This is a genomic window from Salinivibrio sp. PR919 (assembly GCF_001995355.1).
Classification (GTDB): domain Bacteria; phylum Pseudomonadota; class Gammaproteobacteria; order Enterobacterales; family Vibrionaceae; genus Salinivibrio; species Salinivibrio proteolyticus.
Window position 1 is genome coordinate 19259 of the sequence record NZ_MUFL01000037.1, and the last position, 12908, is coordinate 32166.

The 12908-nt window shown below is 50.2% G+C and carries 7 protein-coding genes and 1 pseudogene; 5 read left to right on the forward strand and 3 right to left on the reverse strand.

Annotated features, from left to right (window positions below):
* Positions 1 to 102: 102 nt before the first annotated feature.
* Positions 103 to 1011: an AraC family transcriptional regulator gene (locus tag BZG83_RS08900; RefSeq protein ID WP_077480183.1), complete on the forward strand. Its 909-nt coding sequence runs from the start codon at positions 103 to 105 to the stop codon at positions 1009 to 1011.
* 83 nt (positions 1012 to 1094) lie between these two features.
* Positions 1095 to 3230 carry a TonB-dependent siderophore receptor gene (locus BZG83_RS08905; RefSeq protein WP_077480184.1) on the forward strand — a complete coding sequence of 712 codons (2136 nt, stop codon included), beginning with the start codon at positions 1095 to 1097 and terminating at the stop codon, positions 3228 to 3230.
* Positions 3231 to 3273: 43 nt separating this feature from the next.
* Here the strand turns inward: BZG83_RS08905 and BZG83_RS08910 are convergent, their stop codons facing one another.
* Positions 3274 to 4017, reverse strand: a complete 744-nt coding sequence (locus BZG83_RS08910) for a YciK family oxidoreductase (protein ID WP_069590141.1) — start codon at positions 4015 to 4017, stop codon at positions 3274 to 3276.
* A gap of 125 nt (positions 4018 to 4142) precedes the next feature.
* On the opposite strand from BZG83_RS08910, the gene sohB reads away from it, so the two are divergent.
* The 3 genes from sohB (at position 4143) to BZG83_RS08925 (ending at position 9292) form a co-directional block, all read left to right on the forward strand.
* Entirely contained in the window at positions 4143 to 5195 is a 1053-nt protein-coding gene (sohB, locus tag BZG83_RS08915; RefSeq protein ID WP_077480188.1) for a protease SohB, read from the forward strand.
* A 398-nt stretch (positions 5196 to 5593) separates the two neighbouring features.
* Positions 5594 to 8227: a type I DNA topoisomerase gene (gene topA / locus BZG83_RS08920; protein ID WP_077480185.1), complete on the forward strand. Its 2634-nt coding sequence runs from the start codon at positions 5594 to 5596 to the stop codon at positions 8225 to 8227.
* A 141-nt stretch (positions 8228 to 8368) separates the two neighbouring features.
* Positions 8369 to 9292 (forward strand): TIGR01212 family radical SAM protein, encoded by a 924-nt coding sequence (locus tag BZG83_RS08925; RefSeq protein WP_077480186.1) that lies wholly within the window; start codon positions 8369 to 8371, stop codon positions 9290 to 9292.
* On the opposite strand, the gene BZG83_RS08930 is transcribed toward BZG83_RS08925, so the two are convergent.
* Both BZG83_RS08930 and BZG83_RS16720 read right to left on the reverse strand, forming a co-directional pair.
* Positions 9279 to 12404: an efflux RND transporter permease subunit gene (locus BZG83_RS08930; RefSeq protein WP_077480187.1), complete on the reverse strand. Its 3126-nt coding sequence runs from the start codon at positions 12402 to 12404 to the stop codon at positions 9279 to 9281. The genes BZG83_RS08925 and BZG83_RS08930 overlap by 14 nt on opposite strands.
* Positions 12397 to 12908: pseudogene (locus tag BZG83_RS16720) on the reverse strand (efflux RND transporter periplasmic adaptor subunit); the annotation flags it as partial. The pseudogene BZG83_RS16720 and the gene BZG83_RS08930, both read right to left, overlap by 8 nt.

A 12908-nucleotide genomic window follows, 5' to 3' on the forward strand; every position in this document is an offset into this window, starting at 1 on the left:
TGTTTCACCCTTCTTCAACCTGCATTGCCTCTCATTCTATTTTCATTCACATGATAACGATTCTTGTTTGTGATAATGTGCTACTTATTGTTTTGTTAGTAAATGGATGTGATGAAAGCGGCCGAGCAGCACACCGCCACGCGTTTTAATCGAATCGAACGTGTGTTGGCGTATATTCATGCCAACCTTGACCAACCCTTAAATGTGGCAGACCTAGCTGCGTTAAGTTGCTGGTCACGTTGGCAGTTGCAGCGAGTTTTTTCGGAACAAACTGGGGTCAACGTTGCGCACTACGTACGAGAGCTAAAACTCGGGCAAGCGGCGCAACAGCTTGTCATGGGTCAAAGCCGTGTTATTGATATTGCGTTGATGTATGGCTTTGGCTCTGAGGCAAGCTTCTCGCGTGCATTTCGGCAGTATTTTGGTATGACCCCGCGTCACTATCGGCAGCGCGGCGTGATGGATGGTATTCGCACACCGATGCATATTGCTAGTCTGACAACCTCTCAACCATCTTGGCTGTCTGTGCATATTAAAACGCGAGAGCCGATGTACTTAGTAGGCCAGCTTGGCTACATTCGAGGATTATTTTCATCACAGCCCGACTTTACCCATGTCGTGCCTGAGCTTTGGCAACACGTTCATCAGTCATCATGGTATGCCGGTGAGTGTGAGAGTACTGGCGCGATTAACGTTACCCAAGCGGAGACACTGGGGGAGCCTTTACCCTATTTAGCTGGTCAAATCACAATGCATCCGCCTGAAGACAATGCGATCACTCACTGGGCAATCCCTGCCACAACCTATGCGGTGATCACACATACTGGCCCAGTGAGTGCATTGCCGGAAACGCTTAAGGCTTTTATCTACCATTGGCTGCCTCAATCTGGCTACACATGTACCGACGGGGTTGAGCTAGAGGTTTATCCTCCACACTATCAGCCTGCCGATCAGCACGCTGTGATGCACTATTGGGTGCCGCTCGATACCACACACCTTGCACCAAATTGAACAGTTTTTATCAGTCCCGTCCTTACAATGCGAATGATTTTGTTTTCTATTTAAGTTGTTTGAGTTGTAAGAAGGACGTTTTAATGCAGGCACCAACATCTCGCGTATTCGCCAATGGTTGGCGACGCTCGCCGTTAGCACTTGTTATCATGGGGACACTTACCAGTGCGTTGGCCCATGCTGAGAATGAACAGAGTGATATTGAAACCATTCACGTGCTGGGCGATACCTACCGAAATACCGCCACTAAAACCGTGCTAGCCCCTGAAGAGACACCGCAGGCAATAACGGTGATTGATAGCGACACCATCGAGCAGCGCCAAGCCAGTTCATTAAGTGAAGTGGTGCGCTACACCCCCGGCGTTAATACGGAGTTGCGAGGTGGGGCAGTGACGCGCCTCGATTTGTTTAATATTCGGGGCTTTATTAACTATCAAAACTTCTTTGATGGTCTCGCAGTGCCTTACAACACGTGGAATTTGCAGCCGCAAATCGATCCGATTGCCATCGAACAAGTCGAAGTTTTTAAAGGGCCGACGTCGGTGTTATACGGGAATATTCCACCGGGTGGCATGGTGAATATGATTGCGAAGACGCCGCAACAGCAAGCTGCACATCGCGTGGCGGTGAGTACCGATTCGGACGCGTTGCGTGAGGTGTCGGTCGACAGTACGGGCGCAATATCAGATACCTCACTGGCTTATCGAATGGTGGCACTGGCTCGGCAAAAAGACGGTCAGGCGGGTGACTCGGAAGAAGAGCGGTATGTGGTTGCCCCATCGCTAGATTGGCGGGTATCGCCAGATACCTTGGTGAACGTTAACCTTTATTACCAAGCAGATCCGGCGGCGGGAATCTATACTTCATTACCCGCTAAAGGCTCGGTATTGCATAGTGACACAGGCCGTTTATCGAGCGACAGCTTCTCCGGTGATAACCATTGGAACACCTACGACCGAGAATTCTTGATGCTCGGGTACAAGGTGCAGCATCAGCTTTCTGCCGATTGGTCAGTACTTCATACCGCACGCTACACGGATGCAGATTTGCTGCAAAAAAACATGTATCACCAGAAGAGTAGCGATGGTCAGCACTACCCGCGCAATGCCTATCTTACCGACGAATCTATGACGTCTTGGGTTGTCGACACCCAGCTATCAGGAGATTTACGTTGGGGGAAAGCGCAACATTACACCTTATTGGGGCTCGATTATCAGAATATGTCTTCTGATGTTAGCTATGACGACACGCTAGCGGGTGTCGTGCCGGATATTGATATTTTTCACCCCAATAACCATCAGATTGACCCAAGCGCCTTGACCTTTGTTTATCAAGATCAGCACGATATCGAGGTGGCGCAGACGGGCATCTATGCTCAAGATCAAATCCTTTGGAAACAATGGGTTTTGCTTGCCGGTGCGCGGTACGATGAATATGAGTTAAAAGATGACCAACGCACCCTGTATGCAGGTACACCCAGTGGATCCGATAAAACGATTCGCCACTACAATTTAGCATTTCGTGCTGGGGCAATGTATCAATTCAACAACGGTATATCGCCTTATCTCAGCTATTCAGAAAGTTTTGAACCCACGGATATGGATAACCGCGGTAACGTATTTGATCCATCCACGGGTAAACAATGGGAAGCGGGGCTTAAATATCTTTCACTAGATGGCACGACGGGATTCAATCTGGCGCTGTTTGAGCTCAAAAAACAGGATGCCTTGGTCAACGATCCCAACGACTCCTATGCGAAAATTCAAACCGGTGAAATTCGATCTCGTGGGATAGAAATCTCTCTCGATCACGCGCTGAGTGTGGACACAGACGTGTCACTGACGTACGGCTACATGGATATGGAAATTACGGACGATCCTAATCTTGAGGGAAAAACGCCTGTTTGGGTGCCAGAGCAAACTGCCAGTGCATGGCTGAATCATCAAGTCAGTGCGGGGACACGAATCAGTGTTGGTGCGCGTTATGTTGGTGAGTCACAGGGTAACGCCAACAATACCTTTACCGTGCCGGATTATACGGTGTTTGACACCGCGATTCGCTATGACTTATCGCAGCTTTCCTCGTCSCTTTCGGGGGCAAAAGTGTCGCTATCTGCAACGAACTTGTTCGATAAGACCACATATAGCTGTTTTGATGAGTTGAACTGTTGGTATGGCGATGAGCGAAATATCAAGGCCAAGCTCAGCGTCGATTTTTAACCAGTGAAATACGAAAAGCGCCCCAGTTTTGGGGCGCTATCGATTAGCGTTTTGGTTGCGCATCAATACACTGACCGTGCTCGTTAATACCTTCTGGCGCCATCAGGTAAATATACAGCGGCATAATATCGAGTGGGGTTTTCAATGTTTGTGGATCCTCGCCGGGGAACGCGCTGGCGCGCATACTGGTGCGGGTGCCGCCCGGGTTGATGGCATTGACACGGACCTTGGTGTCAGACATCTCATCCGCCAGTACTTGCATCATACCTTCGGTCGCAAACTTAGATATCGCATAACTGCCCCAATAAGCACGACCTTGGTGGCCTACCGTTGATGTGGTAAATACAATGCGTGCGTCATCCGACTTCTTCAGCAACGGGAGTAGGGCTTGTGTCATTAGCATGGTCGCTTTGACATTCACCTGCATGACATCATCGTGCGACTTCTCATCAATTTGGTCAAAAGGGCTGAGTACGCCAAGTAGCCCCGCGTTATGCAATACGCCATCTAAGCGACCAAACTGTTGCTCGATGGTATCGGCCATATCCATGTAATGCTGACGCGTAGCGCCGAGCATATCCAATGGGATAATGGCTGGCTGTGGCGCGCCCATCGCATCAATCTCATCGTATACGGCTTCAAGCTTTTTCACAGTACGGCCCAGCAAAATAACCGTTGCGCCTTTTTCGGCGTAACTTAATGCGGCTTGACGGCCAATACCTGCGCCTGCACCGGTCACTAAAATGACGCGACCTGCTAGGGCATTTGAGGTAACTTGATATTCCACGATACAAATCCTTATTTATTGTTAAACGTAGATTATTGTAAGGTTGCGGGTGATGTGTGACAACCAAGCGCGTGATGCGCTGTATTAAGGCATTGCCACCAAAGCGAGACAAAGAGGATACAACATTGGAATTTATTGCGGATTATGGGCTGTTTTTGGCCAAAGTCATCACCTTTTTAGTGGCTGCAGTGGTACTGGTTGCCCTGGTTCGTGCCGCGAACGACAAGGGTGGACAAAAGGGGAGCCTGAAGATCACCGATCTGACCGAGAGCTTTAAGCATCATCGTGAAGCACTGGAACACCACCTTTACAATGAGGCTGAGCTAAAGGCGCGTGATAAGGCAGAGAAAAAAGCCAAGAAGGCGGAAAAGAAAGCCCAAAAAGCCGCGGCGAAGAAAGACAGCGAGCACAACCCGTCACGTGAGCCGCGATTGTTTGTACTGACCTTTAAGGGCAGTATCGATGCCCGAGAAGTGGAAGGGTTACGAGAAGAAATTTCTGCCATTCTCGCGGTGGCGACAGCTGACGATGAAGTGTTAGTGCGTCTAGAAAGTGGCGGTGGCATGGTGCATGGCTATGGTCTTGCCGCTTCGCAGTTAGCAAGAATTCGGAAAGCGGGCGTGCGTTTGACCATTTCGGTCGATAAAGTCGCCGCCAGCGGTGGCTATATGATGGCGTGTGTGGCGGATAAAATCATTGCAGCACCGTTTGCCATCATCGGGTCAATTGGTGTGATTGCGCAATTACCAAACTTTAATAAGTTACTGAAGAAGAACGATATCGAGTTTGAGCAACTGACCGCCGGTGAATTTAAGCGCACCCTGACGATGTTTGGTGAAAACACGGATAAAGCACGTGAAAAATTCCAAACCGAGTTAGAAGAAACCCATGACCTTTTCAAAGGGTTTATTACTGAGCATCGTCCGACATTAAATGTGGATGCCGTGGCAACGGGTGAGCATTGGTTCGGTAATCAAGCCATTGATTTGGGTCTTATCGATGCGGTGAGCACTAGCGATGAATATTTATTTGAGGCGGCAAACAGCGAGCGTCATGTCCTTGCTGTGAGCTATCATCAGCGTAAAAACATCGCAGAAAAGCTTGCAGGCGCCTCAGCAGAGGTTGCTGATCGCGTGCTACTTAAATGGATCAGCCGCGGCCAGCGTCCCTTGATTTAACGGTTGTTTGGCAGCACACCATCACGTTTCACCGTGATGGTGTGGTTTCAACCGCGGAGTGAGCAAAATCTTGGCTATGATTGGAGTCAAACACACAAATATTGTGAGCCAAGCCAAAAATTATCGTTTCTGTTTGGCTATTTATCGGGTCGCAATGGTAATGATTAGCGCGTTTTTTCCCGAACCTGTCTTAAAAAGATGGACCACAATAAATGATCACAATTAACTAACAATTGTGGAAGGGACAAGCAATCAGCGTGTTTTACTGCGAATTTAGTTGATATTCGGTCAGACTCGCTCAATATTGTAAAACAGAAAGCGTCTTACTCACTATCATGAGTTTGCAACGCAACGAATTATCGACAGTTTTTAGCGCAAAGGGCGTACATTAGGTCATTATGGGCAAATCTCTCGTCATCGTGGAGTCCCCAGCAAAGGCGAAAACGATCAACAAATACCTCGGCAAAGACTTTATCGTGAAGTCGAGTGTCGGGCATGTTCGTGACCTGCCAACTGGTTCGACGCAGGGCGGCAAAAAAGCCGCTCCAGTGTCAACGAAAGGGCTCAGCGCCGAAGAAAAAGCGCGAATTAAGAAAGAAAAAGAAAAGAAGGCGCTCATCAACAAGATGGGCGTCGATCCTTACAATGGTTGGCAAGCGAAATACCAAGTCCTGCCGGGTAAGGAGAAAGTGGTTGCCGAACTCAAGCAGCTAGCGGAAAAAGCGGATCACGTTTACCTCGCAACGGATTTGGACCGCGAAGGGGAAGCCATTGCTTGGCACCTGCGGGAACTGATCGGTGGCGACCATGATCGCTTCAAACGCGTGGTGTTTAACGAAATCACCAAAAATGCGATTACACAAGCCTTTGAAACACCGGGCGATGTTAATATTGATGGCGTCAATGCGCAGCAAGCCCGCCGTTTCCTCGACCGCGTCGTCGGGTTTATGGTCTCGCCGTTGCTGTGGAAAAAAGTTGCGCGTGGCCTATCGGCGGGTCGTGTTCAGTCGGTGGCGGTAAAACTGCTGGTTGAACGCGAGCATGAGATTAAAGCCTTTATTCCAGAGGAATTCTGGGATGTGCATGCGGATACCCTAACGCCGAACGCACAGGCACTTCGTTTGCTGGTTGCACAACAAAACGGCAAGGCGTTCAAGCCGAAGAACAAAGATCAGGCCATGGCGGCGGTGTCGGCGCTTGAGCATGCAAGCTTTGTGGTACGCGATCGCGAAGATCGTCCGTCGACCAGCAAACCGTCTGCGCCTTATATCACCTCGACATTGCAGCAGGCGGCCAGTACTCGCTTGGGCTTTGGGGTGAAAAAGACCATGATGCTGGCTCAGCGTTTGTATGAAGCCGGTTACATCACCTACATGCGTACCGACTCGACCAACCTCAGCAAAGAAGCGGTGGAAGCGGCCCGTGGCCACATTGCGAGTGAATATGGCGAGCAATACTTGCCAGAGTCTCCCATTGTGTATGGTGCGAAGGCGAATGCACAGGAAGCGCACGAAGCGATTCGTCCCTCTGACGTGGGTGTGAGCGCGAGTGATCTACAAGGCATGGACCCAGACGCTCATCGTCTGTATGACTTGATTTGGCGCCAGTTTGTTGCCTGTCAAATGATGCCCGCGAAGTATGATTCAACCACACTGACCGTCGCAGCCGGTGATTTCTCGCTGAAAGCGAAAGGACGCACGCTGCGCTTTGATGGTTGGACACGCGTTCAACGCCCATCGGGCAAGAACGAGGACCAAACCTTACCGGCTGTCGATGTGGGTGAAACCCTCAAGTTAGAGCAGCTTGATCCTAAGCAGCACTTTACCAAGCCACCGGCACGCTTTACTGAGGCCGCACTGGTAAAAGAGCTTGAAAAGCGGGGGATCGGTCGACCATCGACCTATGCGTCTATCATTTCCACCATTCAAGACCGCGGGTATGTGCGGGTTGAAAACCGTCGCTTTTATGCTGAGAAAATGGGCGAAATTGTGACGGATCGACTCAACCATAGCTTCGCTGATCTGATGGATTATGACTTTACCGCGCGGATGGAAGCGTCGTTAGACAAAATTGCCGTCGGTGATATCGATTGGAAAGCGGTGCTCGATAACTTCTTTGCCGACTTTACCTCGGAGCTGGAAACCGCAGAGCAAGACGAAGACGACGGTGGTATGAAGCCCAACTACATGGTGATGACAGATATCGACTGTCCAACCTGTGGCCGTAAAATGGGTATTCGTACCGCGTCGACAGGGGTATTCCTTGGTTGTTCGGGCTATGCGTTACCACCGAAAGAGCGTTGTAAAACCACCATCAACCTGATGGATGAAGATGGTATTGTCAACGTGCTTGAGGAAGACGTTGAAACGGCCGATCTTCGGGCGATGAAGCGTTGTCCGATTTGCGAAACCGCCATGGATTCTTACCTGATCGACCAGCACCGAAAACTGCACGTTTGTGGTAATAACCCAAGCTGTGAAGGTTATGTGGTCGAAAAAGGTGAATTCAAGCCAAAAGGCTACGATGGCCCGGTCGTTGAGTGCGACAAGTGTGGTAGCGACATGGTGCTGAAAAATGGTCGTTTCGGTAAATACATGGGATGTACCAACGAGGAATGTAAGAACACGCGTAAGATCCTCAAAAATGGTGAGATTGCTCCACCGAAAGAAGATCCAGTGCATTTCCCCGAGTTGCCGTGTGAAAACTCGGACGCGTATTTCGTGTTGCGTGATGGCGCATCGGGCCTATTTATGGCCGCGAGTAACTTCCCGAAATCTCGTGAAACGCGCGCACCTTTGGTTGAAGAACTTCACCGCTTTAAAGACCGTATTTCTGATAAGTTCAAATACTTAGCAGATGCGCCACAGGAAGATCCGGAAGGACGTCCGACAGTGGTTCGCTTTGCGCGCAAAACGAAAGAAAACTATGTGCGCAGTGAAGAAGACGGAAAACCGACAGGTTGGTCAGCGTTCTTTGTTGATGGTCAGTGGGAAGTCACCGACAAACGTAAGAAAAAAGCCAAGGCTGACTAAGCCGAAGCGCTTGTGATTCAAACCCGCCAGTACGGCGGGTTTTTTCGTTGTAGGCACGAGTGAACCTTTGCTTGATCCGCCCCAATATCTTCTCGATACCAATTGCTAAAATGCCGCCTTTCATTTCATCTCTGAGGCCACATGGAGCTTCATCAATTAGTCAATACACTGGGCCAAGACTTAAAATACCGTTATGGCGAACGTGTTCATAAGCTCACATTGCATGGCGGTTTTAGCTGCCCCAATCGTGATGGCACACTTGGGCGAGGCGGGTGCACATTTTGCAATGTGGCTTCGTTTGCCGATGAGCAGGCTCAGCATGGCTCGGTAAGCCAGCAATTGCAGCAACGGGCTAAAGAAGTTGATCGCGCTCGACGCTACCTTGCCTATTTTCAGGCCTATACCAGCACTTACGACGAAGTCACACGCTTAAAAGCCTTGTACGAGCAAGCACTCGCGCGGGAAAACATGGTGGGGCTTTGTGTCGGTACACGCCCTGATTGTGTGCCACAGGCCGTATTGGCGTTGTTGGCAGACTATCACCAACAAGGGTTTGAGGTTTGGTTAGAGCTTGGCTTACAAACCGCTCACGATAAAACCCTAAAGCGTATTAATCGCGGCCATGATGTTGCCGTCTATGAAGCTGTTACCCAGCAGGCGCGCGCGTTGGGGATAAAAGTCTGTACCCACTTGATTGTGGGCTTACCGGGCGAAGACTTGGCGACACACCAGCAAACCATTGATCGGGTCGTGGGTGTCGGGACGGATGGGATTAAGCTCCACCCATTGCATATTGTTGAAGGCAGCACCATGGCGAAGGCGTGGCGRGCAGGGCGTCAGTTTGCGATGTCTTTGGAAGACTATGTACGCAGCGCGACCATGATGATCCAGCGAACTCCGCCAGAGGTGGTATATCATCGTGTGTCTGCCAGTGCCCGTCCACCCACATTGCTGGCCCCTTTATGGTGCGAGAACCGCTGGCTCGCGATGACGGAAATCGCGAACCAGCTGGACAGATCAGGCGCGCAAGGCGCAGCACTCGGCCGGCCATTTATGCCTCGTTAGCGTGATGCCGATTGGGGAGTAAACGCGTCGCAAGACGGCGAAAAAGGTGGCCAATGTCTTGTAAAATAAGATACAAGCATGGGACCAAGAATAGTGTCAGCAGGGTTGCAAACATCACCGCAAAACCGAGTGCGACCGCCATGGGGATCACAAACCGTGCCTGCAGGCTGGTTTCAAACATGATGGGGAGTACCCCTGCAAAGGTGGTGATGGAGGTGAGCGTGATGGCACGAAAACGCGCACAACCGGCGTCTATCACCGCTTGTTTGATGGCAACCCCCGCTTCTCGCGCACGATTGATGTAATCCGTCATCACCAAGGAGTCATTCACCACCACACCTGCAGCTGCGATCAGACCAAATGTCGACATCAAGCTCAGATCGATATCAAACCAATAGTGCCCCCAGATGGCGCCGGTTAGGCTAAAGGGGATCACGGACATAATGATCAACGGCTGCGTGTAGCTTTTTAGCGGTACTGCGAGCAGGGCATACACCACAATCATCCCTGCAATAAAGAATAAAATTTGCWCGTTTTGCTGGGCTTGCTGTTCTTCTATTGAGCCGCTGAGCTCGGTGGTGACATCGGGATAACGCGCCAGAATTTCGGGAATGATGTCTTGATCGATGGTGTTGATAATTGCGCTAGGCTCCACTTGTTCTTCGTCGATCGCGCCATATACATACACGGTACGGAACCCAGCCTCTCGTCGTAAACTGTTCACGCCCGGCTGTTGTTTTAGCTCCACGACATCTCCCAACATCACTTGTTGGCCTGATGGCGTGGTGATGATGGCATAACGCAGAGATGAGAAGGCTTCACGGGTGAGTTTGGGGTAACGCACCATCACTTTCACCTCTTCGCCGTCGCGGATCATTCGTTGCGCTTCGCCGCCATAAAAGCTCCCTCCTACTTGCATGGCAATGGTAGTGAGATCGAGCCCGAGATCATAAGCGATGGGTGTAAGTGAGATGAGTACCTCTTGACTCCCTGAATCAATTGATGAGGAGATATCATAAAGACCGGGCTGCTGATTAAGTCGAGACATCAGTGCACGCCCCGCTTGATTCAAGGTAGTGATATCGGGTCCGAACAGGAGGTAGCCAAACTCGTCGCCGTCTTCACCGCCATTAACGTCATCCTGAATCGTGAGTGTTTTCACACCGGGAATATCTGGCATTGCTTCGCGCCAACGACGAGACAGCTCAAAGGTGGTGAAAGGACGAACGTCGTCATCGACCAAGGGGATCACCAACTCGCCAGATGTGCGTCCATCGTTAAATACGAGGGTATCTTTGATGATGTGTTGCCCGGTTTCCAACGCGATTTGGTCATCAACGCGATATACCATGCTCTCAATCGCTTTGAGGGCGTCAATGGTTTGTTCACTGGACGCATTGTTATTCATGGTCAGATTGATGCTGGGAAAGTCATGCGGGACTTTAGGTGTTGGCACCATACGCACATGGTTCGCAGTAACCAGACCAATCGCAATCGCCAGCAGGGTGATGAAGGTGGCAAGCACCGACCAGCGCCAATGCACGCAGAATGTGACTGCTCGTTGGTAGGGGCCACGGATAAAACGTTGGAACTGTTGGTTGAATCGCTCCCTCACACTGTGGTGCTTGGGGGGCGTAAAATGGGTGTGTGCAAGGTGAGCCGGTAAAATCAGCTTAGATTCAATTAAGCTAAACACCAGACACAACATAACGATCGATGCGATACCGAAGAAAAAGGCGCGCTCTGGGCCGCTGGACATGATAAAGGGAGCGAACACCGCAATGGTGGTGAGTACGCCGAATGTGGCGGGTGTCGCGACGCGTTGTGCCCCTTTAACCACGTTATCCACGCCACCGCCGACTTTTTCAACTTGGGTGTAGACACTTTCACCGATCACAATGGCATCGTCGACAACAATCCCCAACACCATAATAAATGCGAAAAGCGAGACAATATTGATGCTCACGCCAATCAATGGCATTAACATCACGGCACCTAAAAAGCACACTGGTAGGCCAATCATTACCCACATCGCGAGCTTGAAACGCAAGAAAATGGTAAGCAATAGTGCAACCAACACCGCCCCTTGAAGCAGGTTTTTAAGCATCATATCGAGGCGAGCGTTTAAGTAGTAGGTCATATCAACGACCGACTTAAGCTTTAACCCTGACGGTAAGGTCTGGTTTTTGGCGTCAATGTACTGGTTCACCGCGTCGGCGACCGTCACCATATTTTCGGATGCGGTCGCTTGTACATTTAAGAAAATGGCATTTTGCCCTGAGTATTTAAAATACAGCTCGCCTTCGGTGAAGCCATCTTTAATAGTGGCAATATCTTGAAGTAGTAAACGGCTGCCATTGGGACCAATTTTGATCGGAATCGAGCGGAATTCATCACCGCGATAACGTTGGTTTTCAACCCGAATGGAGATCATGCCATTGTTGGTGCGAACTTCACCCGCAGAGAAATTCGCAGAATAACGTGCGATGGCATTACTGACCTGATTCAAGGTGAGATTGTATTTCTGTAGTACCTGTGGAGGGACTTCAATCGCAATTTCATAGGTAGGAGCGCTGAGTTCAACCAGTGTTACGTCTTCAAGTTGGAGCAGTTCATCTTCAATTTTCTGCGCCACAGGCTTAAGCTCGGTGAGGGGTTTATCTCCTACCACCGCCATGCTTATTACGGTTTGTCGAAACTCAACTTGCGCGACAGTCAGTGGTTCCATATTGCCGGGTAAGTTTGATAGGGCATCGACTTTTTGTTTGACTCTATCAAGGACAAGGTTGAGATCTTCGCCGACATCGACTTCAATCGCGACGCGGCCATAGCCTCGTCTTGCCGTAGAAACCACAGACTCAATGCCACTGACATCTTTGATGGCTTCCTCCACTTTGACCAAGATACTTTCTTCAACTTCTTGTGGTGAGGCGCCAGGGTAGTCGGCGGTGATATGGATATAATTGATTTCAATGTTGGGGAACATCTGACGCTGGATAAAAAAGTAGCTAGCGACCCCCATCACAATAATAAAAATCATGATCAGGTTGGCTGCGACCGGGTTATGGGCAAAGTAGGCGATCAGGCCACGTGATTGTGTCGTGTCACTCATCATTGGCCTCCGCGACTTGAGAGGCGAGGCGTACCGTCATTCCCTTTTCTGGAAATTCCGGTAGGGTGAGGACCAGCCTGTCGTTCGGCTCTAGACCTTGGTCGGCAAACATAAATTCGCCTTCCGTGCGGACGACTCGTATCGTCCGTGGCATCAGTTCATTGTTATCGTTTACCACCCAAACTTGTCGATTCTGGATTAACTCCTGAGGCAATTTAAAAACGTTACTCAGTGTGGTGCCCGTAAACGTGACTTCGACATAACTGCCAAACGGAAGAGGCATTGCGTCGCTATTGATCCCATAAGGGTCATCAAGCCTTACAACCACTTGCATCATTCGGGTGCGCTTTTCAACCACCCCTAAATCTCTAACGACCTTTCCTTGCCGAGAAACGGGTTGCGCACTGTTACGTGTAATAGTGGCCCCGATATCAGCCAACTGCGTCGGCAGAAAAGCACTGTCAAAGCCGGGAATGGGGAGATGAATCTCCGCTGATTCAATAT